Annotated in this window: 22 protein-coding genes; 12 read left to right on the forward strand and 10 right to left on the reverse strand. The window is 71.0% G+C overall.

Features of this window, described 5'->3' with window-relative positions; genetic code table 11:
- Positions 1-233: 233 nt before the first annotated feature.
- Both ADL01_RS40255 and ADL01_RS40260 read right to left on the reverse strand, forming a co-directional pair.
- Entirely contained in the window at positions 234-1,133 is a 900-nt protein-coding gene (locus tag ADL01_RS40255) for an NAD(+)/NADH kinase (protein WP_053747061.1), read from the reverse strand.
- A complete protein-coding gene (locus ADL01_RS40260; RefSeq protein ID WP_053747062.1) occupies positions 1,130-2,131 on the reverse strand; it encodes an SPFH domain-containing protein in 1,002 nt (333 codons plus the stop codon). Before ADL01_RS40260 ends, ADL01_RS40255 begins: the two co-directional genes overlap by 4 nt.
- A 215-nt stretch (positions 2,132-2,346) precedes the next feature.
- On the opposite strand from ADL01_RS40260, the gene ADL01_RS40265 reads away from it, so the two are divergent.
- Both ADL01_RS40265 and argF read left to right on the forward strand, forming a co-directional pair.
- Positions 2,347-3,573 (forward strand): arginine deiminase, encoded by a 1,227-nt coding sequence (locus tag ADL01_RS40265; RefSeq protein ID WP_053747063.1) that lies wholly within the window; start codon positions 2,347-2,349, stop codon positions 3,571-3,573.
- A gap of 102 nt (positions 3,574-3,675) precedes the next feature.
- Positions 3,676-4,683 carry an ornithine carbamoyltransferase gene (gene argF / locus ADL01_RS40270; RefSeq protein ID WP_053747064.1) on the forward strand — a complete coding sequence of 336 codons (1,008 nt, stop codon included), beginning with the start codon at positions 3,676-3,678 and terminating at the stop codon, positions 4,681-4,683.
- 66 nt (positions 4,684-4,749) lie between these two features.
- Here the strand turns inward: argF and ADL01_RS40275 are convergent, their stop codons facing one another.
- The gene (locus tag ADL01_RS40275; RefSeq protein WP_053747065.1) at positions 4,750-5,208 is read right to left on the reverse strand and encodes an ATP-binding protein; all 459 of its coding nucleotides are present in this window, start codon (positions 5,206-5,208) and stop codon (positions 4,750-4,752) included.
- Between the two features lie 292 nt (positions 5,209-5,500).
- Between ADL01_RS40275 and ADL01_RS40280 the strand changes: the two genes are divergently transcribed.
- Together ADL01_RS40280 and ADL01_RS40285 are read left to right on the forward strand one after the other, a co-directional pair.
- The gene (locus ADL01_RS40280; RefSeq protein WP_053747066.1) at positions 5,501-6,331 is read left to right on the forward strand and encodes an enoyl-CoA hydratase family protein; all 831 of its coding nucleotides are present in this window, start codon (positions 5,501-5,503) and stop codon (positions 6,329-6,331) included.
- The gene (locus tag ADL01_RS40285; protein WP_234354970.1) at positions 6,328-8,724 is read left to right on the forward strand and encodes a bifunctional salicylyl-CoA 5-hydroxylase/oxidoreductase; all 2,397 of its coding nucleotides are present in this window, start codon (positions 6,328-6,330) and stop codon (positions 8,722-8,724) included. The genes ADL01_RS40280 and ADL01_RS40285 overlap by 4 nt, the downstream gene beginning before the upstream one ends.
- A 40-nt stretch (positions 8,725-8,764) precedes the next feature.
- Here ADL01_RS40285 and ADL01_RS40290 read toward each other — a convergent pair whose 3' ends face one another.
- On the reverse strand, positions 8,765-9,580 hold the full coding sequence (locus ADL01_RS40290; RefSeq protein ID WP_053747068.1) for a PaaX family transcriptional regulator C-terminal domain-containing protein: 816 nt from the start codon (positions 9,578-9,580) through the stop codon (positions 8,765-8,767).
- Between the two features lie 80 nt (positions 9,581-9,660).
- The gene (locus ADL01_RS40295) at positions 9,661-11,331 is read right to left on the reverse strand and encodes an AMP-binding protein (RefSeq protein ID WP_199835147.1); all 1,671 of its coding nucleotides are present in this window, start codon (positions 11,329-11,331) and stop codon (positions 9,661-9,663) included.
- A gap of 137 nt (positions 11,332-11,468) precedes the next feature.
- Here ADL01_RS40295 and ADL01_RS40300 point away from each other — a divergent pair, with 137 nt between their 5' ends.
- Positions 11,469-12,608: an acyl-CoA dehydrogenase family protein gene (locus tag ADL01_RS40300; protein ID WP_053747069.1), complete on the forward strand. Its 1,140-nt coding sequence runs from the start codon at positions 11,469-11,471 to the stop codon at positions 12,606-12,608.
- Positions 12,605-13,003 carry a RidA family protein gene (locus tag ADL01_RS40305; RefSeq protein WP_053747070.1) on the forward strand — a complete coding sequence of 133 codons (399 nt, stop codon included), beginning with the start codon at positions 12,605-12,607 and terminating at the stop codon, positions 13,001-13,003. The genes ADL01_RS40300 and ADL01_RS40305 overlap by 4 nt, the downstream gene beginning before the upstream one ends.
- 15 nt (positions 13,004-13,018) lie before the next feature.
- Here the strand turns inward: ADL01_RS40305 and ADL01_RS40310 are convergent, their stop codons facing one another.
- Positions 13,019-13,207 (reverse strand): DUF5999 family protein, encoded by a 189-nt coding sequence (locus ADL01_RS40310; RefSeq protein WP_053747071.1) that lies wholly within the window; start codon positions 13,205-13,207, stop codon positions 13,019-13,021.
- Between the two features lie 273 nt (positions 13,208-13,480).
- Here ADL01_RS40310 and ADL01_RS40315 point away from each other — a divergent pair, with 273 nt between their 5' ends.
- Positions 13,481-13,942, forward strand: a complete 462-nt coding sequence (locus ADL01_RS40315) for a DUF6299 family protein (protein WP_159049764.1) — start codon at positions 13,481-13,483, stop codon at positions 13,940-13,942.
- A gap of 395 nt (positions 13,943-14,337) precedes the next feature.
- On the opposite strand, the gene ADL01_RS40320 is transcribed toward ADL01_RS40315, so the two are convergent.
- From ADL01_RS40320 to ADL01_RS45150, 4 genes are all read right to left on the reverse strand, one after another.
- Positions 14,338-15,219: a M4 family metallopeptidase gene (locus tag ADL01_RS40320; RefSeq protein WP_199835148.1), complete on the reverse strand. Its 882-nt coding sequence runs from the start codon at positions 15,217-15,219 to the stop codon at positions 14,338-14,340.
- A 245-nt stretch (positions 15,220-15,464) separates the two neighbouring features.
- The gene (locus ADL01_RS40325) at positions 15,465-15,770 is read right to left on the reverse strand and encodes a hypothetical protein (RefSeq protein ID WP_053747074.1); all 306 of its coding nucleotides are present in this window, start codon (positions 15,768-15,770) and stop codon (positions 15,465-15,467) included.
- A 14-nt stretch (positions 15,771-15,784) separates the two neighbouring features.
- Complete coding sequence (locus tag ADL01_RS40330) at positions 15,785-17,410, reverse strand: M6 family metalloprotease domain-containing protein (RefSeq protein ID WP_053747075.1); 1,626 nt, start codon at positions 17,408-17,410, stop codon at positions 15,785-15,787.
- Between the two features lie 31 nt (positions 17,411-17,441).
- Positions 17,442-17,618, reverse strand: a complete 177-nt coding sequence (locus tag ADL01_RS45150) for a hypothetical protein (RefSeq protein WP_159049765.1) — start codon at positions 17,616-17,618, stop codon at positions 17,442-17,444.
- A 9-nt stretch (positions 17,619-17,627) separates the two neighbouring features.
- Here ADL01_RS45150 and ADL01_RS40335 point away from each other — a divergent pair, with 9 nt between their 5' ends.
- From ADL01_RS40335 to ADL01_RS40355, 5 genes are all read left to right on the forward strand, one after another.
- Positions 17,628-18,827 (forward strand): NAD(P)/FAD-dependent oxidoreductase, encoded by a 1,200-nt coding sequence (locus ADL01_RS40335; RefSeq protein WP_053747076.1) that lies wholly within the window; start codon positions 17,628-17,630, stop codon positions 18,825-18,827.
- Entirely contained in the window at positions 18,824-19,147 is a 324-nt protein-coding gene (locus tag ADL01_RS40340) for a (2Fe-2S)-binding protein (RefSeq protein WP_053747077.1), read from the forward strand. Before ADL01_RS40335 ends, ADL01_RS40340 begins: the two co-directional genes overlap by 4 nt.
- Complete coding sequence (locus ADL01_RS40345; RefSeq protein ID WP_053747078.1) at positions 19,119-20,543, forward strand: FAD-dependent oxidoreductase; 1,425 nt, start codon at positions 19,119-19,121, stop codon at positions 20,541-20,543. The genes ADL01_RS40340 and ADL01_RS40345 overlap by 29 nt, the downstream gene beginning before the upstream one ends.
- Positions 20,544-20,668: 125 nt before the next feature.
- A complete protein-coding gene (locus ADL01_RS40350; protein WP_053747079.1) occupies positions 20,669-21,562 on the forward strand; it encodes a dihydrodipicolinate synthase family protein in 894 nt (297 codons plus the stop codon).
- 84 nt (positions 21,563-21,646) lie between these two features.
- Positions 21,647-22,648, forward strand: coding sequence for a proline racemase family protein (locus ADL01_RS40355; protein ID WP_053747080.1), 1,002 nt, complete (start codon positions 21,647-21,649; stop codon positions 22,646-22,648).
- Positions 22,649-22,670 lie beyond the last annotated feature (22 nt).

Below are 22,670 nucleotides of genomic sequence, written 5' to 3' on the forward strand. Positions count from 1 at the left end.
TGGGGGAGGGGGAGCCGTTGTGGCGTGTGCATGAGGCGGTGTTCGGGGTGCGGGCGCTGGAGTCGGAGCCGGTGGATCCGCGGCTGTAGGGGGGTGGGGTTTGTTTCGCCCCCGCCGCCCTTACCCGTCCCGTCCTTCTGGGGGCTGCGCCCCCAGACCCCCCTTTCGGCCCTGAAGGGGCCTCGTCCTCAAACGCCGGACGGGCCGGCGGGTGGGTGGGAAACGCGCCAAGGTCAGCCCACCAGCCGCAACCGCTCCCCGCACACCCCCACCCGCACCGTCTGCCCCCACGTCAACTGCACCGAATCCCCCTCCATCCCGTCCCCGAACGCCACCAGGCGTTCCGACTCCACCGTGAGTCGGAGGCCCGTTCCCGCCGCCAGTTCGCCCGCGACCAGCGACGTTCCCGTGACCGGGGAAGGCCACGCCTCGCGTACGAACCACAGCAGGCGGTCGTCGGTGGGCCGGGGGAGGGGGAGGGCGGCGCCGCGCTCCTGCCACACCGACCGCAGCCAGCCGCTCGCCCCGGTTCCCGTACCCACCAGTACTCCGGATGATGCCTGGGCCTCGACGACACCCCTGTCGTCGTCGAGGCCCAGGCGGTAGCGGACCGTCTGGTGGCTGGGCGCCCCCAGGTAGATCTCGTTGAGGGCGACCAGCCGCTGGGTGTCGTCGGCGACCGCCTCGACCATGGTGAGTTCGTCGACGCCGGTGTCCCGCGCGAGCACCGCGGGCAGCAGGCCCGCCACCGCCCCCGGCCGGTGCCGCACGAGCACCCCGGGATTGCGCCCCGGATCGGTGTCTACGCCCACAACTGGCTGCCCCGTGAGGTACTTGGCGACATTCGCCACCAGCCCGTCCTGCCCGACCACGACGACCACGTCCTCGGGCGCGAACAGGAAACGGTCCAAGTCGGCGCGCTCGAGCTGAGCCTGACGCCATGTCAGGGGGATCGCCGCCGTCACCTCCGCCATGGACCGACGGGCGCGGCGGTGGCGTTCGGCGATCTCCTCGATGTCCCGTCCCCGGGAGCGCAGAAAGAAGGCGGCCTGGCCGTGCGTGCCGTGCCGGGCCACCAACTCCTCGTACTCCGTGGTGCGGTGGACCAGGACGGCCCGTGGAGCGAGGCTCACTCCTGTGCTCCGCCCAGCCTGGCGAGCAGACCGGTCAGTACGTCCGGGGACACCGTCAGGCTGTCGATCCGGGGCAGGTTCTCGGCGAGCCGGGTGCCCGTCAGGGCGTGCAGCATCGTCACGTCCGCGTCGGCGTGGGCCTGCAGCCACGCCGTCTGGGCCTGGGCGCGCGCCTCGCCCACCCCGCGCACGCTCGCGGCCTCCGCCTCCGCCAGCCGTATGACGCGCGCCGCCTCCGCGTCCGCCCGTACCGCGTCGGCCGCCGCGTACTCCTCGGCTTCCCGGCGGGCGTTCGTACCCCGCTGGTCGACCAACTGCTCCTCCCGCCGGGCGAGTTCGATCTGGCTGGCCAGTTCGTTCTCGGCGATGGTCCGCTCCCGTTCGACGGCCACCGCGCGGCGCTCGTACGTCGCCCGGTCGGCCTCCTGCTGGATCTGTTCGCGGGCGGGAGTCCGCAACGCCCGCTCCACCTCGGGCTCCGGGCGCAGCGCCACCACCCGTACGGCCACGACCTCGATACCTGTGGCCGGCAGACGCGGCTCGGCGGCCAGCCCCGCCGCGACCCGTTCCCGTACCGACGCCACCCCGTCGACCAGCGCGGACGACAGTGTCGTACGGGCCAGGACGTCCAGGGCGTGCTGCTGGGCCGTCTCCGTCAGCAGGGTCGCCAGCTGCTCCAGGGGCGCGCCTCGCCATACGCCGGTGTCCGGGTCGACGGAGAAGTCGAGGCGGGCGGAGGCAAGGGCGGGGTCGCTGATGCGGTAGGTGACGGCTCCCTGGACCGACACGTCCTGGAAGTCGGACGTACGGGCGTGGAAGGTCATCGCCAACTCGCGGTCGTCGACCGGGATTTCGGAGAGCGAGGCGGCCAGGGCGCGGAACCAGAAGCTGAGCCCGGGACCGTCGTGCGCCAGTCGGCCGGAGCGGTGGTGGCGGATGTGGGCCGTGGGTGTGCCGCGCAGATGGCGCCAGCCGAGGCGCCGGGTGATGTCGGCCATGTGCCTGTCTTCCATTCCCTTGTCGGGCGCGGGAGTGTCACCTGCTCGCAGGCGCTCCCGCACCCCTTGTCGTCATGTGGACGATATTCGGTCCCCCGCTTATCGTCAAGAGGACGAAATGGAGGGGTGGCCTGGGAGGGAGGAGGTGGCAGGGCTGTCGCATGTATACCGCCGAGCGGCGGGTGAACAGGGTGCGAAGTGGTCAGGATGGAGGCATGGGATTCCATGTCGACTCCGAGGCCGGGCGGCTGCGCCGCGTCATCCTGCACAGGCCGGATCTAGAGCTCAAGAGGCTCACCCCCAGCAACAAGGACGCCCTCCTCTTCGACGACGTCCTGTGGGTGCGCCGTGCGCGCGCCGAGCACGACGGCTTCGCCGATGTCCTGCGTGACCGGGGTGTCGCAGTCCACCTCTTCGGCGACCTGCTCACCGAGGCCCTCGCGATCCCGGCGGCCCGCACCCTCGTACTGGACCGCGTCTTCGACGAGAAGGAGTACGGGCCGCTCGCCACCGACCATCTCCGGGCCGCCTTCGAGAACCTGGCCTCCGCCGAGTTGGCCGAGCTGCTCATCGGCGGCATCACCAAGCGCGAGTTCCTCGCCGGGCACGCGGAGCCGACCTCGGTCCGTTTCCACGTCATGGACCTGGACGACTTCCTCCTCGGTCCGCTCCCCAACCATCTCTTCACCCGTGACACATCCGCCTGGATCTACGACGGCGTCTCCATCAACGCGATGCGCTTGCCCGCGCGCCAGCGGGAGACCGTGCACTTCGAGGCGATCTACCGGCATCACCCGCTCTTCCGTGACGAAACCTTCCGCCTCTGGTCGGAAGGGCAGGCGGACTACCCCTCCACCATCGAGGGCGGCGATGTGCTCGTCATCGGCAACGGCGCCGTACTCATCGGCATGAGCGAGCGCACCACGCCCCAGGCGGTCGAGATGCTCGCGCACAAGCTCTTCGCCGCCGGTTCGGCCAAGACGATCGTGGCGCTCGACATGCCCAAACGGCGGGCGTTCATGCACCTCGACACGGTGATGACGATGGTCGACGGCGACACCTTCACGCAGTACGCCGGACTCGGCATGCTCCGTTCGTACACCATCGAACCGGGCGTCGGCGACAAGGAGTTGAAGGTCACCGACCATCCGCCGGAGCACATGCACCGGGCGATCGCCGCCGCGCTCGGGCTGAGCGAGATCCGCGTCCTGACCGCGACCCAGGACGTGCACGCGGCGGAACGCGAGCAGTGGGACGACGGCTGCAACGTCCTCGCCGTCGAGCCGGGGGTGGTCGTCGCGTACGAGCGCAACGCGACCACGAACACGCATCTGCGCAAGCAGGGGCTCGAGGTGATAGAGATCCCGGGCAGTGAGCTGGGGCGGGGGAGGGGCGGGCCGCGCTGTATGAGCTGCCCGGTGCAGCGGGACGCGGTGGTGTAGTGGTGGAGGCGTCCGCATAGAAATGTAGGGAGTCGTATAGACTTCCATCTGTCCATTCTTGCGATGTCATGTAAGTCCTGCCGGATCACCTGGAGCGTCCCCATGGCGACTGTCCCGACCGCCCTCGCCGGGCGCCACTTCCTCAAGGAGCTCGACTTCACCGAGGAGGAGTTCCGAGGGCTGCTCGACCTCGCCGCCGAGCTGAAGGCCGCGAAGAAGGCCGGGGCCGAGACGCGCTATCTGGTGGGGAAGAACATCGCGCTGATCTTCGAGAAGACCTCGACGCGTACGCGCTGCGCGTTCGAGGTCGCGGCGGCGGACCAGGGCGCGTCGACCACGTACCTGGACCCGTCCGGCTCGCAGATGGGGCACAAGGAGTCCGTGAAGGACACCGCGCGGGTGCTCGGGCGGATGTACGACGCGATCGAGTTCCGGGGTGACAGCCAGGCCGCGGTGGAGGAACTGGCCGCGTACGCGGGTGTGCCGGTGTTCAACGGTCTGACCGACGACTGGCACCCCACCCAGATGCTGGCCGACGTGCTCACGATGACCGAGCACAGCGACAAGCCGTTGAAGGAGATCGCCTTCGCCTACCTCGGCGACGCGCGCTTCAACATGGGCAACTCGTATCTGATCACCGGTGCCCTGCTGGGTATGGACGTACGGATCGTCGCCCCCCGGGCCTACTGGCCGGCCGAGGACATCGTCGCCGACGCGCGGAAGCTGGCGGAGGCGAGCGGTGCGCGGGTGACGCTGACTGAAGAGGTGGCCGAGGGGGTGCGGGGCGTCGACTTCGTCGCCACCGACGTGTGGGTCTCCATGGGGGAGCCGAAGTCGGTGTGGGCGGAGCGGATCGCGGCGTTGGCGGCGTACGCCGTGACGATGGATGTGCTGCGGGCGACCGGGAACGCGCAGGTGAAGTTCCTGCACTGTCTGCCGGCGTTTCATGACCTGGGCACCAAGGTCGGGCGCGAGATACACGAGACGTACGGGCTGGAGTCGCTGGAAGTCACGGACGAGGTGTTCGAGTCGGAGCACTCGGTGGTGTTCGACGAGGCGGAGAACCGACTGCATACGATCAAGGCGGTGCTGGTCGCCACGCTGGGTTGAGGCGGGCTCGTTCTTCAAACGTTCGTCAAATGCCTCACGGGCCGGGGCGCCCGTCCGGCGTGGGGCTCACTGCCCCCGGCGACGCCACTGTGCCGGCACCACCGGCACCCTGAACCACACCGCCTTGCCCGATTCCGTGGGCCGGTGGCCGCACGACGAGCTCAGTGTTCGGATCAGCAGCAGCCCCCGGCCGTGCTCCTGCCAGGGGTCCGGCATCTCCGGCGTCGGCCGGGTCAGATTCCCCGGCGGTGCCGGGTCGGGGTCGTGCACCTCGACCTGGCAGCTGGTCGGCAGCAGCTCCACCACCAGCTCTATCGGTGTGGTGCCGGCCGTGTGCTCCACGGCGTTCGCCACCAGTTCCGCGGTGAGCAGTTCCGCCGTGTCGCAGTCCGCCGCCGCGTGTTCGAGCTCGGTCAGAGCCGTGCGGACCAGCGCGCGGGCGACAGGCACCGCCGCGGCGGTGTGCGGCAGGGCGATACGCCAGGAGGCGGGGGCGGAGGGCTCTTGCAAGGCGGTTCCGTTCATGGAGCAGGCAGTCCTGCTTTCAACAATGTGAATGGTACGGCGAGGTCGGGCAGATGTTCGTCCGGCGCCGAGCGGAACCTTCGGACCCGCTCACTGTCCGGCCTACCCAGACCAACGGCCCGTCTCCCTCGCCCACTCCCACTGTTACCGCTTTATTAACACCCCGTGACGGGGCCGGATCACCGGAACAGCCTTCCTGCCCCCCTCACTCTTATTGCGCCCTCGTGACGACAGTCACGGACCGGTGATAAATTCAGGCGAAGCCGTCCCCCGCTCGACGAGGAGGCCGTGCGTGAGTCCCTTCACCGGCTCGACCCCCCGCACCTCCGCCTGGCAGCACCTCCGCCTCGACGTCACCCCCACCGGCGTGGCCACCGTCACCCTCGCCCGCCCCGAGAAACTCAACGCCCTCACCTTCGGCGCCTACGCCGACCTGCGCGATCTGCTCGCCGAGCTGTCGCGGGAGAGATCGGTACGGGCGTTGGTGCTGGCCGGCGAGGGGCGCGGCTTCTGCTCCGGCGGTGACGTCGACGAGATCATCGGCGCCACCCTCTCCATGGACACCGCCCAGCTGCTCGACTTCAACCGGATGACCGGGCAGGTCGTGCGGGCCGTACGGGAGTGCCCGTTCCCGGTGATCGCGGCGGTGCACGGGGTGGCGGCGGGCGCCGGCGCGGTTCTCGCGCTGGCCGCCGACTTCCGCGTCGCCGATCCGTCCGCGCGCTTCGCGTTCCTCTTCACCCGGGTCGGCCTCTCCGGCGGCGACATGGGCGCCGCCTATCTGCTGCCCCGGGTGGTCGGACTCGGCCACGCGACCCGCCTGCTGATGCTCGGCGAGCCGGTGCGTGCGCTCGAGGCCGAGCGCATCGGCCTGATCAGCGAGCTGACCGACGAGGGACGCGCCGACGAGGCCGCCCAGGCACTGGCACACCGCCTCGCCGAGGGCCCGGCACTGGCATACGCGCAGACGAAGGCGCTGCTCACCGCCGAACTGGACATGCCGCTGGCCGCAGCCGTGGAACTGGACGCCGCCACCCAGGCCCTCCTCATGACCGGCGAGGACTACAAGGAGTTCCACGCGGCGTTCACGCAGAAACGCCCTCCCGAGTGGAGGGGGCGGTGACCGTGGCGCGCTCGGCCCCCCACCGCGTCGCGATCGTCGGCGGCGGCCCCGGCGGCCTCTACGCCGCCGCCCTCCTCAAACGCCTCGACCCCACCCGCGACATCACCCTCTGGGAACGCAACGCCCCCGACGACACCTTCGGCTTCGGAGTCGTCCTCTCCGACGAGACCCTCGGCGGCATCGAACACGCCGACCCCGTGGTCTACGACGCCCTGCGACAGCACTTCACCCGCTGGGACGACATAGACATCGTCCACCGCGACACCCGCCACACGTCCGGAGGGCACGGCTTCGCCGCCCTCGGCCGGCGGCGGCTCCTGGAGATCCTGCACGCCCGTTGCCGCTCGCTCGGCGTCGAACTGCGCTTCCACACGCGGGCGCCGGACCCGGCGTGGCTGGCACGGACGTACGACCTGGTCATCGCGGCGGACGGGGTGAACAGCACCACCCGCGGGGCCTACGCCGAAAAGTTCCGGCCCCGGGTGACCACCCACCGCTGCCGCTACCTCTGGCTTGCCGCCGACTTCGCCTTCGACGCGTTCCGCTTCGAGATCGCGGAGACGGAGTACGGCGTGATGCAGCTCCACGGATACCCGTACTCCGCCGACGCCTCGACCGTGATCGTCGAGATGCGCGAGGAGGTGTGGCGGGCGGCAGGCTTCGACCAACCGGACGAACCGGCTGCGGACGAACCGGCTGCGGACGAACCGGCAGCGGCGGTACCGGGAGTGGACGAACCCGCAGTGGACGAATCCGCAGCGGACAGCCCGGCACCGCGCGTCCAGGCATCCGTCGAACGCTGCGCCAAGATCTTCGCGGACGCCCTCGGTGGACGGCCGCTGCGCGCCGGCACGTCGGCGTGGACCACCTTCCGTACGGTCGTCAACGAGCGTTGGTCGCACGGCAACGTCGTGCTCCTCGGGGACGCCGCCCACACCGCCCACTTCTCCATCGGCTCCGGTACGAAGCTCGCCGTCGAGGACGCCCTCGCGCTCGCCGCCTGTCTGGAGGAGCGGCCGACTCTTGCCGAGGCGCTGGCGGCGTACGAGGAGGAGCGGCGGCCCGTCGTCGCGTCCACCCAGCGGGCGGCCCGCGCCAGCCTGGAGTGGTTCGAGAACCTCCCCCGATATCTGGACCAGCCGCCCCGCCAGTTCGCCTTCAACCTCCTCACCCGCAGCCGCCGCGTCACCCACGACAACCTGCGGCTGCGCGACCCGCACTTCACCGCCGCAGTGGAGCGGGAGTTCGGTTGCCCGCCCGCCACCCCGCCGATGTTCACGCCCTTCCGGCTGCGCGGACTGACCCTCCGCAACCGCGTCGTCGTGTCCCCCATGGACATGTACTCGGCCACGGACGGTGTCCCCGGCGACTTCCACCTCGTCCACCTGGGCGCGAGAGCACTGGGGGGCGCCGGCCTGGTGATGTCCGAGATGGTGTGCGTGAGCGCCGAGGGACGCATCACCCCGGGCTGCGCCGGCCTCTACACGGACCGGCAGGCCGAGGCCTGGCAGCGCGTCACCGCCTTCGCGCACGCCCAGGCTCCCGGCACCGCACTCGGCGTCCAGCTCGGCCACGCGGGCCGCAAGGGCTCGACGAAGCTGATGTGGGAGGGCATCGACGAACCGCTGGCGGAGGGCAACTGGCCACTGGTCGCCGCGTCCCCGATCCCGTACGGGCCCCGCAGTCAGACCCCGCGCGAACTGACGCGCACTCAACTCAGCACGATCCGCGCGGAGTTCATGGCAGCCGCGCGCAGAGCCGCTCGCGCGGACTTCGACCTTCTCGAACTCCACTGCGCCCACGGGTACTTGCTCTCAGGCTTCCTCTCCCCGCTCACCAACCACCGCACGGACGCGTACGGCGGTCCGCTCGCCGCCCGGCTCCGTTTCCCCCTCGAAGTCTTCGACTCCGTACGGGGGGTGTGGCCCGAGGACCGTCCCATGACGGTCCGGCTCTCGGCCACGGACTGGGCCGAGGGCGGTACGACGGCTGAGGACGCCGTCGCGATCGCGCGGGCCTTCGTGGACCACGGCGCCGACGCGATCGATGTGTCGACCGGGCAGGTGGTGCCCGACGAGCGTCCGGAGTACGGCCGTTCGTACCAGACCCCGTTCGCGGACCTGATCCGCCACGAGACCGGCGCCCCGGTGATCGCGGTCGGCGCGATCTCCTCCTGGGACGACGTCAACTCCCTTGTCCTGGCGGGCCGTACAGACCTGTGCGCGCTGGCCCGCCCCCATCTCTACGACCCGAACTGGACCCTGCACGCGGCAGCCGAGCAGGGCTACGAGGGTCCGGGCGCCGTCTGGCCGACGCCGTACCGCGCGGGCAGCCGACGCCCGCGCACCGGACGTATGGACGCCCCCAAACCCCGGCTCACCCTGGGGAGTTGACCTCGGTGCCGACGAAAACCCGCACCCGGCACCGCTCGTGTCACAGCCCCGCGAAGGCGGCCCCCGCGTCCCGGAGCCGGGCGTGCAGCCTCTGGAAGACGGCCGCCGAGCGGACGCCCGGCCAGTTCGCCGGGAGCAGGTGGGCGGGCAGACCGGGGTCGGTGTACGGCAGGTGGCGCCAGGAGTCCAGGGCCAACAGGTAGTCGCGGTACGCCTCTTCGGGCGGGGTGTCCTCGCGCGACTCCCAGGCACGCAGCACGTGCGCGTGGCGGTCGAGGAACGCCTCGTGCTCCTTGGCGATCGAGGCCAGGTCCCACCAGCGGGAGACCGCCTCGGCCGTCGCGGCGAACCCCAGGTGCTCGCCCCGGAAGAAGTCGACGTACGGGTCGAGGCGCAGCCGCTCCAGGGTGTGCCGGGTCTCCTCGTGGAGGCGCGCCGGGGCCACCCACACGCCCGGCGCCGCCGTGCCGAAGCCGAGCCCGGCCAGCCGGGAACGCAGGACGTGGCGCTTCTGGCGCTCCGACTCGGGGACGGAGAACACGGCGAGCACCCAGCCCTCGTCGTCCGGGGTGGGCGCGGCGGCGTACACGCGCCGGTCGCCGTCGTCGAGCAACTGGCGGGCGCCCGGGGAGAGTTCGTACCCGGCCGCGCCCTGTGCCGTACGCGCCGGCAACAGCAGACCGCGCCGCTTCAGGCGGGACACGGACGACCGTACGGAGGGCCCGTCGACGCCGACCGCGGCGAGGAGCCGGATCAGCTCGGCCACGGGGACCGGGCCGGGCATGAAACGACCGTAGGCGCCGTAGAGCGTGACGATGAGGGACCGAGGAGCGTGCTGTTCGGACACGTTGATCATTTTAAGCCGCCAAGGTCACTGCTGTACGCCATTTCCGCTGGTCACATACCCGAGGTGATTGATTTTCGGTCAAGATCACTTCAGCTGCGCAAGCGGAAACGCTGGAGTTTTCCCGTCGCCGTCCGGGGAAGCGAGTCCAGGAAGACGATCTCGCGTGGACACTTGTACGGGGTCAGCTCCCCCCGGACGAACGCGCGCAGCGCCTCCGCGTCCCGCCGTGCGCCCTCCCTGAGTACGGTGTACGCCACCACGACCTGTCCTCGCGCCTCGTCCGCCCGCCCCACCACGGCCGTCTCCACGACGTCCGGATGGCGCAGCAGCGCTTCCTCGACCTCCGGGCCCGCGATGTTGTACCCGGACGAGATGATCATGTCGTCGGCCCGCGCCACGTAGTGGAAATACCCGTCGCGATCCCGGACGTAGGTGTCCCCGGTGATGTTCCAGCCGCCGCGCACATACGCGCGCTGGCGCGGATCGGCGAGGTACCGGCAGCCGACCGGACCGCGCACCGCGAGCAGTCCGGGCGTGCCGTCCGGCACCGGCTCGCCGCTCTCGTCCTGCACGCGCGCGTGCCATCCCGGCACCGGAATCCCCGTCGTGCCGGGTCTGATGTCCTGGTCGGCCGCCGAGAGGAAGATGTGCAGCAGCTCGGTCGCGCCGATGCCGTTGATCAGCCGCAGGCCGGTGCGCTCGTACCAGGCCCGCCAGGTGGCCGCGGGCAGGTTCTCGCCCGCCGACACGCAGCGGCGCAGCGAGCCGGTGTCGTACCCGTCCAGCTCGTCGAGCATCGCGCGGTACGCCGTCGGCGCCGTGAACAGCACCGACACCCGGTGCTCGGCGATGGCCGGCAACAGCTGCCGGGGGCCCGCCTGTTCGAGGAGCAGCGCGCTCGCCCCGGCCCGCATCGGGAAGACCACCAGACCACCGAGCCCGAAGGTGAAGCCGAGCGGCGGACTTCCCGCGAACACGTCGTCCGCGCGCGGCTTCAGCACATGCCGCGAGAAGGTGTCCGCGACGGCGAGCACGTCCCGGTGGAAGTGCATGCACCCTTTCGGGCGGCCGGTGGTGCCGGACGTGAACGCGATCAGCGCCACGTCGTCGGCCGCCGTGTCGACGGCGGCGTACGGCGTGCCGGGTACCGGACGGTTCAACAGGTCGTCGAGGCCGTCACCGCCGTACGGCGTGATCCGCAGCCCCGGTATCTCCGCCCCGGCGAGGTCGTCGAGGGCCCGGACGTCGCACAGGGCGTGGCGCACCTGGGCGATCTCGCACATCGTGCGCAGCTCGTGCGGACGCTGCTGGGCCAGCACGGTGACCGCGACCGCGCCCGCCTTCAGCACCGCCAGCCAGCAGGCCGCGAGCCACGGTGTGGTGGGTCCGCGCAGGAGGACCCGGTTGCCGGGCACGACCCCGAGGTCCCGGGTCAGGACGTGCGCGACCCGGTCGACGCGGGTGCGCAGCTCGCCGTACGTCCACACCTCGCCGGCGGCGGTACGGAACGCCGGGCGCCCGGGACCGCCGCCGGCGCCGTCCAGCAGCTCGGCCGCGCAGTTCAGCCGGTCGGGGTAGCGCAGCTCGGGCAGGTCGAGGCGGAGGTCGGGCCACTGGTCCGGGGGCGGGAGGCGGTCGCGCGCGAAGGTGTCGACGTGGGCCGAGGCGATCCGCCGGGCGGGGGTGGCGCGGTCCTCGGGATCCCTGCCGGACCGGGGCTGCCTCGGACGCGTGGGCTGCACGGGCTGCGCGGGGTCCATGGAGGTTCGCCCCCTTGCCATGGTGGGCGTCGTGGTGGGCTCGCCCCAGGATCGTATCGCCTTGGTGACGACAGTCAACGGTGCGCGATATCGTCGGGGAGGGGCCGCGACCGCCGGCCTCGGAGGGAGGACCGGCGATGCCCGCATTCTCACTCGAACCGGCACAGATCGCCTGGTGCGCCGAGCTGCGCGCGCTGGCCGCCGACCGGCTGCGCCCCCTCGCCGAGAAGGGCGAACCGGGCCGCGTCAACCGTCCCCTCGTCGCCGAACTCGGCCAACTCGGCCTGCTCTCGCGGCTGTTCACCTCCGGCGCGCTCGAACTGTGCCTGATGCGGGAGTCCCTCGCCCACGCCTGCACCGAGGCGGAGACCGCCCTCGCCCTCCAGGGCCTCGGCGCCCACCCCGTCCACGCCCACGGCACCCCGGCCCAGCGGGCACGCTGGCTGCCCCGGGTGAGCGAGGGCGGCGCGGTGGCCGCGTTCGCGCTGAGCGAGCCGGGCGCGGGCTCCGACGCGGCGGCTCTCACCCTCGCGGCCACCCCGCACGGCCCCTCCGGCTGGCGCCTCACCGGTGAGAAGTGCTGGATCTCCAACGCCCCCGAGGCCGACTTCTACACCGTCTTCGCCCGTACGGCGGCGGGGGCCGGGGCCCGTGGAGTCACGGCCTTCCTGGTCCCCGCCGACCGGCCCGGCCTCACCGGCACCGCCCTCGACATGCTCTCCCCGCACCCCATCGGCGCCCTCTCGTTCGACGCCGTACCGGTCACCGCGGACGACGTCATCGGCGAACCCGGCCACGGATTCCGGGTCGCCATGGGCACGTTGAACCTGTTCCGGCCGAGCGTCGGCGCCTTCGCGGTCGGCATGGCCCAGGCGGCGCTGGACGCCACCATCGCCCACACCCGCGCGCGGGACGCGTTCGGCGGCAAGCTGAGGGACCTCCAGGCCGTCGCCCACCAGGTCGCCGAGATGGCGGTGCGCACGGAGGCGGCCCGGCTGATGGTGTACGCGGCGGCGTCGGCGTACGACGAAGGGGCCCACGGTGTCCCGGGGCGCGCCGCGATGGCGAAGCTGCTGGCCACCGAGACCGCGCAGCACGTCGTCGACGCGGCCGTCCAACTGCACGGCGCGCGGGCGCTGCGACGCGGCCACCTCCTCGAGCACCTCTACCGGGAGGTGCGGGCGCCGCGTATCTACGAGGGGGCGAGCGAAGTCCAACGGGCGGTCATCGCCAAGGAGTTGTACAAGGAGCCGCGCCCGGCGGGGGGTGTGTTGTGACCGCCGGGCGCATCAACCCGCCGGAGCTGTCGCCGCCCGCCGGGTTCTCGCACGCCGTCGTCGCCACCGGCTCCCGGCTGGTGTTCCTCGCGGGGCAGACCGCGCTCGACGGCGGCGGGAAGGTCGTGGGGGACACGCTGCCCGAGCAGTTCGAGCGGGCCCTCGCGAATCTGCTCGCCGCACTGCACGCGGCCGGCGGTACGCCCGCCGACCTGGCCCGGGTCACCGTGTACGCCACGGACGTCGCCGAGTACCGCGCCCAGGCCTCTCGACTCGGCCGTATCTGGCGGAGGTTGGCGGGACGCGACTATCCGGCGATGGCGGTCGTCGGGATCGTGCGGCTCTGGGACGAGGAGGCCCTGGTGGAACTCGACGGCTTCGCGGTGCTGCCGTAGCGACCCGGAGGTCGTTCAGGCCGCGGTCGTCAGACGGTGCGGGGAGACCACGCTGCCGTCGGGCAGCAGCTCGCCGGTGTCGTCGAAGACGATCGCGCCGTTGCACAGGAGGTTCCAGCCCTGTTCGGGGTGGAAGGCGACGATGTGCGCGGCATCGCGGTCGGGACGGTCGGCCGAGGGGCACGGGGGCTGGTGTGAACACATGGTGTGCCTCCGGATCGGATGCTGGTGCTCGGGTGGCGCTTCCTTGCCACTTCCGACGATGCTCCTGCCGGGGCCCGGCGCCAAGTGGTGTCGAGGAAGCGTGACAGCACGGCGGACGTGCTGTGACATCACCCTGACATTCGGACAAGATCCGGAGTCCGGAGTCCGAAAAGTGTGGCAGTCGGCGCGCGCGACTCGCCGCCGAAGGGGTGATGATCACGCGCGCGAGCGCGTGGGGCCAGTACCTGTGGAGTCCCCCTAGGAGGTTCTCCCATGGCATTGCCCCGCATGTCCCGTACGTCTCGCTCGTCCCTCTCCCGCGCCGTGGCCGTCGCCGCCGGTGCCGTGCTGCTGGCCCTGGCCCCGGCCGTGACAGCCGCCCAGGCCGCCGACGAGGGCTTCGACCAGGTGACGGTCGAATCCGGCAGCATCACGCCCGACGGTGAGCTCACGCTCGCCGGCAGCTACCGGTGCCTCAACACCGGCGACTCCGTCCGCGTCGCCGCCTCGATCGAGCGCGCCGAGAACGTCTGGTACGGCATGGACAGCATCCGCGCGAGCTGTGACGGCTCCTGGCACCAGTGGTCGAACACCAAGGCCACCGAGCCGGGCGCCTACAAGCCCGGCCCGGTGCGGGTGAAGACCAGCCTGGTGGAGTTCCGCCGCTCCGGCTTCATCCCGCTGCCGACCGTCCACTCGGAGCGGATCCACGAAGTCGTCCTCACCGAAGCCTGAGACACGAACACCAGGGCCCTGTCCTCAAGACAAGGCCCTGGCCGCGCCGGACATCGGCCTACCAGCCGTGGGAGCCAGGTCCTTCCCACGCGACTTCACAGGTGTCGCAGTTCCAGTGGAAATGCTGATGGGACCGGCTCCTGCGCGGCACGAGTTTCCGCACCGGGCTGTCGCACGACCAGCACGCGGCGTGGATCTCTATGTGGTTATTGTCGAGAGCACCGGTCACGGTCAGTGAATCCGGCGATGAGACAGTACTCAAGATCAATTCCTCGTACATGCAGAGTCATAGGTATAGATATTTGCCTATTGAACCACATGCGGCGAGATGCGATGTCCCGATTGTGTATGAGGGCCCGCCGGCAAGCCGGCGGGCCCTCATACACAATCGGGGACTAGATGATTCCGACCTCCCGGAATGCCGATCGCACCGTTTGCGCGGCCTGCCTTGCGACCTTGTTCTCGCGGGCGAGAATTCGCGCCTGTGCGCTGAGCACCGAGGCCGCGTCCTCGAACTTGGCGGTCGCCCAGAGGTTCTGCAGTCCCGCGTACCAGATCTGGCCGGCGTGAGCGGTACCGAGCTCGGTCGCCACCAGATAGAACGCCCGGTTCGGGATACCGCTGTTGATGTGGACGCCTTGGTTGTCCTCGGGGCCCGCGAAGTACTTGCTCATGTGTGCGGGCTGCGGGTCCTTCCCCATGGTGGGGTTGTCGTAGGCGGTGCCGGGGTGAGCCATCGACCGGAGGGCCTCGCCGAACAGGTCTTCCGCCATGACCTCGTCACCGATGAGCCAGTTGGCGGTCCCCGCGTCCTCCTTGCGCATCCGCTGCTCGATCAGGCTTCCGAACACGTCGGCGAAGTGCTCGTTGAGGGCTCCGGACTGGCCCTGGTAGTCGAGGTTGGCGGTGTACTGCACGACGCCGTGCGTCAGTTCGTGCCCCATCACGTCGGGCGACTTGCAGAAATCCGTGAAGATCATGCCGTCGCCGTTGCCCAGGACGATGTTCTCGTTGTCCCAGAAAGCATTGTCGAAGTCGACGCCGTAATTGACGTAGACGTTGATGCTCATGCCTCGGTTGTCGATGCTGTCACGATCGAAGGTGTCGGCGTAGAACGAGCGCACCTCACCGACGTGGTCGTATGCCGTGTTCGCGTTCTGGGGACTGCCGACTGCCGGGTCGCTCTCCCCGCGAACTTGCTCCGCCAGGGGCAGTTCCCACTGGTTCTTGGAGTCGTAGACCACGCGGTCGGACTTCCCCGGACGGGGCGTCGTCAACGCCGCGAGGTTGATTGCGGCTCGGGCCCTTTCGTCCCGGAACTGCGTGCTGGCAGTCGCCGACAGGGTGGCCGGGTGCGGCTCCCTGGTGTCCATTCCCGTGGCTTTCGCGATGTGATTGAGGATGTGCGGGGGGATGAACTGGCACTTCGGGCCGACATGGCTGTGGCATCGCATGAGGCAGTACCTTTCGGTCGGTTTTCTTGGGGGGTATATGTCACTGGGCAGTTGGCGCGGGAGGAACATCAGGGCGCCGGTTCCACCGCGAACGTGCCCGGTGGAGGACGTTTCTCGGCCAGGGCCTCGCCCCCGGCGAGCCGGGCCCGCAGGCGTATGACGACGCCCGGAACGACCCCCGCTGCGAGGCTGCTCGGCACGGCCAGGTCGAGCCGGTGTCCGACGTGCCGTGACAGCAGGTCGGCATAGCCGGCGACCGGTTGGGCGTCGAGGACCTCGGTGCCCAACCGGTCCCAGCCCCTCAGCCGGGGATGCGGACCCGTCGTCACCAGACGGACGGTCAGTGCGGTGAGGTTCTCGGTCGCCTGCACCATGGCCGCGGGGCGTTCTACCTACGGTTGGCGCGGCCGGTTCCCGGGGCGGAGTCCGCAGCCCGTGGTGTGCCGTCACCACGCTCGTGGCGCGGTCCGCCTTCGAAGGCGGGCTCGGCGGGCCTCCGCGTTTCCCTCGCGATGGCTTGCTCCAGAGCTTCCAGCCGCGCCTGGACGGCGTGGATCATCTCTGTCAGCCCCGCCGCGCTGTCCGCCTCGGCGCGCGCCGCCGTGACACCGACGGGCATATGGACCGGTCCCGGTACGGTGACCGCGACCGTTGCCGTCATCGTGGGTCCGGAGGCCGAGATGCCGGTGACAGACACCCCGGTCGGGGCGCCCGAGTAGGAGTGGGAACTGGGGGCGCTCGTAGGACCGAACGCGGTGTTCCCGGTCCTTCCGGGATAGGGGTCACCCGCGTCGCCGCGATTTTTCGCCCACTCAAGGTCCTGGTCGTTGTCCGCCTGCACCAGTCCCACCATGTAATGGGTCTCGTCGGAGTTGTCCGGCTGGTGTTCGTCGACGTGCCAGATCAGCAGCCCTTCACCGGGTAGCGACGCGTCGTAGCCGGAGCGCTGGCGGTTCTCGACCAGGAAGTACTCGCTGCCCGGCAGCCCGCCGGACCACAGCCGGTGCACCTGGTGACTGTTCTTCACGTCGGGAATCGACAGGGTCGTCGAGCCGGAGACATTGGCCACCGTCGCCCACCCCTGGTCGACCTTGCACCAGGCGGACGGGTGCGCGGGCCGATCCCCCTTCTCTCCCCATGAACCAGCGGCCATCAGGCACCAGTTGCCGATGCCTTCCGAGGTTCCGTCGATGTCGTACAGATCGGGGAAGCCGAAGAGCAGATGCCCCAACTCGTGGGCGCAGACGCCGATTTTGGCGTCCTCGGGGATGGTGAGGTAGGCGAAGATGCGCGCGCCGTCCGCGTTCTGGGCGTTCGGCAGGGTCCACTTGTGCGACCAGATGTCGCCGGGGTCACCGGTTTCCTCGCCGCCCGGGCCCGCGTGCAGGACGATGAACGCGTCGACGAATCCGTTGCCGTCGTTGTCGTACGGGGCGTAGTTGATCTGCGGGTCCGCGGCCATGGCGGTGTCCCGTGCCATGAGGTTCGCCCGGGGCTGCCCGGAGGGCTTGCCGATGCCGAAGTTGCCGTTCGCGTACCAGGAGAGTTCCCGTGGCAGCCGTACGGGTCCGACGACCTCGCCGACGATGTCGACCAGACCGTGGGTCACCTCGCGGTAGTACTCGCGGACGCTGCCCTTCGGCAGTGCGCCGAGCGAGAAGAACAAGTCCTCGAAATGCTGCTTGTCACGCGTCATCTGCTTGTCGCTGAAGTCGGCGAGGACGACAACTACGCGTACGGCGCCGGTGAGTGGCCTGCGTTCGGCGGCCGCGGCGGCGATCGTGGCTCGCGGAGTGCCGACAGGGAACTCACCGGGCGGAACGATCGTGCCGTCATCGAAGCCCAGCGGGCGCGGAGCGCCGCCCACGACGAAGTGGCTGCCGAGCGGCGAGGCGCCGCGGATACGTTGCTGCTCTTCCCGGAGCCGCTCCCGCAGATCCGGACTGGGGGTCACGGCGCAGAAGTCGGACCAGACGGCGCGGGCACGGGAGCGGTGAGAGGGACTGTCAGCCATGACGATCTCTCCTTGAAGAGAGGTGGGGTCCTCACCAGTCACACATGACGCGGTGGCACCCGCAACCGCAGTGGCGGAGCGGGTCCGCGCGCATGCCGGTACGCACCAACAGGTCGTCGTCGGCGGCGTTCGTCGGTTCGGCGAATCGCCCCCCCAGACAGCAGGCGCCCTTGGCCGCGCCCTTGGCCCCGACAGGAACATGTGACATTGTACTGACGTGAGTAAGCGACTGACCTGCGACGTCGTGGTCGTCGGCGCCGGAATGGTGGGCGCCGCCTGTGCCCTGTACCTCGCCCGGGCGGGCCTCGCGACCCTCGTCGTCGACCGCGGTCCGGTGGCCGGCGGCACCACCGGGGCCGGTGAGGGCAACCTGCTCGTCTCCGACAAGGAACCGGGCCCCGAGCTGGACCTCGCCCTGCTCTCCGCCCGCCTCTGGCACGACCTCGCCGCCGAACGCGGTATCGGCGGCGCCGTCGAGTTCGAGGCCAAGGGCGGGATCGTCGTCGCCTCCGACGCCGCGGGCATGGCCGCGCTGACCGGCTTCGCCGCCGGACAGCGGACGGCGGGCGTCGCGGCCGAGATTGTCGACGCCGCTCAACTGCACGACCTGGAACCGCACTTGGCCCCCGACCTCGCGGGCGGCGTCCGTTATCCGCAGGACTGCCAGGTGATGCCCTCCCTCGCCGCCGCCCACGTCGTCCGGGCCGCCAGACGCGCCGGAGCCGAGCTGCGCACCGGCACGACCGTCACGGACATCCTGCGCGCGCCGGACGGCTCGGTGCGCGGCGTCCGGACAGCGGGGCACGGCGACATCCACGCGCCGACCGTCGTCAACGCGGCCGGCACCTGGGGCGGCGAGGTCGCCGCGCTGGCCGGGGTGCACCTGCCCGTGCTGCCACGCCGCGGCTTCGTCCTGGTCACCGAACCGCTGCCGCCCGGCACCGTCCGGCACAAGGTGTACGCCGCCGACTACGTCGCCGACGTGGCCAGCGGTGACGCCGGGCTCCAGTCCTCGGCGGTCGTCGAGAGTACGGCCGCGGGCCCGGTACTGATCGGCGCCAGCCGCGAACGGGTCGGCTTCGACCGGACCTTCTCCCTCCCCGTCGTACGCCGACTGGCCGCCCAGGCCACCGCCCTCTTCCCGCTCCTCGGCACGGTCCACGCGATGCGCGCCTACCTGGGCTTCCGCCCCTATCTGCCGGACCATCTGCCGGCCATCGGGGCCGATCCCCGCGCGCCGGGGCTCCACCATGCGTGCGGTCACGAGGGGGCGGGGATCGGGCTCGCGGTCGGTACGGGGCATCTGATCGCGCAGTCGTTGACGGGCCGGACGCCCGATCTGGACCTCGCGCCCTTCCGCCCGGACCGCTTCGAGGAGAAGAAGCTCGAGGAGAAGAAGGAGACAGGGCAGCGATGAAGAGAACTCCGCTCGAGCTGGCCCAGGCACAGCCCGGACCGGCGTACGCGGTCACCGTCGACGGACATGAGGTCGCCGCGCTGCCCGGCCAGACCGTCGCCGCCGTGCTCTGGACGCAGGGCATCACCTCCTGGCGCGCCACCCGGGGCAGCGGTGCGCCGCGCGGGATCTTCTGCGGCATCGGCGTCTGCTTCGACTGCCTCGTCACCGTCAACGACCGCCCCAACCAACGGGCTTGCCTCGTCCCGGCAGCGCCCGGCGACGCCATCCGCACCCAGGAGGGAACCGGTCATGACGACCTCGGCCACGGCGCGCCCTGACGCCTCGCTGGCTGTCGTCGGCGCCGGTCCCGCAGGTCTCGCCGCCGCGCTGACGGCGGCCGAGCTGGGCATGCGGGTCGTGCTCCTCGACGCGGGCGCGCAGGCGGGCGGCCAGTTCTACCGGCAGCCGGCGGCGGCGCTGAAGGCGCGCCGACCGCAGGCCCTGCACCACGCCTGGGGTACCTGGAAGAAGCTGCGCGACCGGCTGGCGGCACAGGTCGCGGCGGGCCGGATCAGTCATCTGACGGAACGTCATGTGTGGTGTGTCGAGCCGGAGTTCGGGGACAACGGCGGTTTCGGGGTGCACGCTCTCCTCGGGCCCGGGCAGACCGACTCGCAGACCGTCACCGCCGACGCCGTCCTCCTCGCCACCGGCGGCTACGAGAAAGTGCTGCCCTTCCACGGCTGGACTCTCCCCGGCGTGGTCACCGCGGGCGGCGCACAGGCGATGCTCAAGGGCGGCCTCGTCCTGCCGGGCCGTACAGCGGTCGTCGCCGGCACCGGGCCGCTGCTGATGCCGGTCGCGGCCGGCCTCGCCGCGGCGGGCGCCGAAGTCGCCGCATACGTCGAGTCCACGCACCCCGCCGACTTCGTACGGCACACCGCGACGCTCGCCGCCAACCCGGCGAAGATCGCGGAGGCCGCGCGGTACGCGGCCCAACTCCTGCGCCACAAAGTGTCAGTGACGGTACGTCACACCGTCGTCGCGGCGCACGGCACCGACCGCGTCGAGGCCGTCACCGTCGCCGCCCTGGACCGACACGGCCGGGTACGGCCGGCCAGCGCGCGCCGGATCGCCTGCGACACCCTCGCCGTCGGGCACGGCATGCTCGCGCACACCGACCTCGCCGAGACCCTGGGGTGCGCGATCGACGCCACCGGGGACCCGTTCGTCGTCACCGACGCCGAACAGCGCACCGACGTCGACGGCGTCTGGGCGGCGGGCGAGGCCACCGGCATCGGGGGAGCGGCGCTTGCCCTGGCCGAGGGCGAGATCGCCGGGCACTCGATCGCCGCCCGCATGAAGGGAGCCCCGCCTCGCCCCGCCGACTGGGCGAGGGCCGCCCGGACCCGTACCCGGCTGCGGAAGTTCTTCGCCGCCCTCGACACGGCGTACGCCCCGCCCGCGCACTGGGCGGAACAGGTCGCCGACGACACCGTCGTGTGCCGCTGCGAGGAGGTGACGGCGGCCGAAGTCCGGGAAGCCGTCGAGGAGTTGGGGGCGTCGGATGTGCGAACCGTCAAGCTCCTCACCCGGGCCGGGATGGGCTGGTGCCAGGGGCGGGTCTGTGCGCCTGGCGTCGCCGGGGTCGCCGGGTGCCCGGTGGGTCCGGCCAAGCGGCCGTTCGCCCGGCCGGTGCCGTTGGGTGTGCTGGCGAAGGAACCCGGGCGTTGATGATCGTGCTTTGCCTGCGGGGCCGTTGTGGCTCGTCGCGCCCACGCGGCGGAGCCGCAAATTGAATACAGCCCCGCGCCCCTGTCGGGGCGCTCTCCCTCTGCATGTCGAAAGGTGAGGTCCCTATGAGTACCACCACTCCCGTCTGGCGCGGTGTTCTTGTCGCCACCGCGCTGCCCCTGAACGACGACCTGAGCGTCAACTACGCGGCGTACGCGGACCATTGCCGCTGGCTCGTCGAGAACGGCTGCGACGGCGTCGTACCCAACGGCTCGCTCGGTGAGTACCAGGTACTCACCACCGAGGAGCGGGTGAAGGTCGTCGAGACCGCGGTCGACGCGATCGGCGGGGACCGGGTCATGCCCGGCGTGGCCGCCTACGGCTCGGCGGAGTCCGCGCGCTGGGCCGCGCAGGCCAAGGACGCCGGCTGCGCCGCCGTCATGCTGCTGCCGCCCAACTCCTACCGTGGCGACGAGCGTTCGGTGCTCGCCCACTACGCCGCCGTCGCCGAGGCCGGTATCGACATCGTGGCGTACAACAACCCGATCGACACGAAGATCGACCTCACCCCCGAACTGCTGGCCAAACTGCACGCGGCCGGGCTCATCAAGGCGGTGAAGGAGTTCTCCGGGGACACCCGGCGCATCTACCAGATCCAGGAACTCGCCCCGGAACTCGATGTGTTGATCGGCGCCGACGACGTCCTGCTGGAGCTGGCCACGGCCGGCGCGGTGGGCTGGGTCGCCGGTTACCCCAACGCTCTGCCCCGGGCGACGGTCGAGCTGTACCGCGCCGCCGTGGCGGGCGACCTGGCCACCGCCCTGCCGCTCTACCAGCAGCTGCACGCCCTCCACCGCTGGGACTCCAAGGTCGAGTTCGTGCAGGCGATCAAGCTGTCGATGGACATCGTCGGGAGGCACGGCGGCCCCGTCCGCCCGCCGCGCATGCCGCTGCTGCCGGAACAGGAGAAGGCTGTCCGCGAGGCCACCGAGCAGGCCGTCGCCCTCGGCCTCGCCTGAGCCGACAGCCCGCCGAACTGACCCGACCCGAGCCGACCCGAGTCGACCTGAACTGACCCGAGTTGACCTGAGAGGATCGCGATCATGCGCAGCAAACTCGTCCTGCACGCCGTCGACTCGCACACCGAGGGCATGCCGACCCGGGTCGTCACCGGCGGGATCGGCCCGATCCCCGGCGACACGATGAACGAACGCCGACTGTGGTTCCGCGAACACCGGGACGACGTACGGAACTTCCTCATGAACGAGCCGCGCGGCCACCCCGCCATGAGCGGGGCGATCCTCCAGCCGCCGACCCGGCCCGACTGCGACTACGGCGTGGTCTACATCGAGGTCTCCGGCTATCTGCCGATGTGCGGCCACGGCACGATCGGGGTGGCGACCGTGCTCGTCGAGACCGGCATGGTCCCGGTCGTCGAGCCGGTCACCACCATCCGCCTCGACACCCCGGCCGGACTCGTCGTCGCCGAGGTGGCGGTGGAGAACGGCGCGGCGAAGGCGGTCACGATCCGCAACGTGCCTTCGTTCGCGGTGGAGTTGGACCGCAAGGCGACCCTCGCCGACGGCCGCACCGTGACGTACGACCTCGCGTTCGGCGGCAACTTCTACGCCATCCTGCCCCTCGACGAGTTCGCCCTGCCCTTCGAGCGCGAGCGGGGGGACGACATCCTCGCCGCTGGGCTCGCCCTGATGGACGCGATCAACGCCGACAGTCCACCCGTACACCCCGAGAACCCGACCATCAACGGCGTCCACCACGTCTATCTGGCGGCCCCCGGCTCGAACGCGACCCGCTCCCGGCACGCGATGGCCATCCACCCCGGCTGGTTCGACCGCTCACCCTGCGGCACCGGCACCTCCGCCCGGATGGCCCAGCTGCACGCGCGCGGTGAACTCCCATTGCACCACGACTTCCTGAACGAGTCCTTCATCGGTACGTCGTTCACCGGGCGGCTCGTCGAGGCCACCGAGGTCGCCGGACGCCCCGCCGTGGTGCCGACGATCACCGGCCGCGCCTGGATCACGGGCACCGCCCAGTACCTGCTGGACCCGGACGACCCGTTCCCGGCCGGCTTCGTACTCTGACGCCGCCCGACCAGAGCCCCAC

Origin of the sequence: Streptomyces sp. NRRL WC-3618 (assembly GCF_001280005.1) — a bacterium.
In the GTDB taxonomy this organism is placed as follows: Bacteria; Actinomycetota; Actinomycetes; order Streptomycetales; family Streptomycetaceae; genus Streptomyces.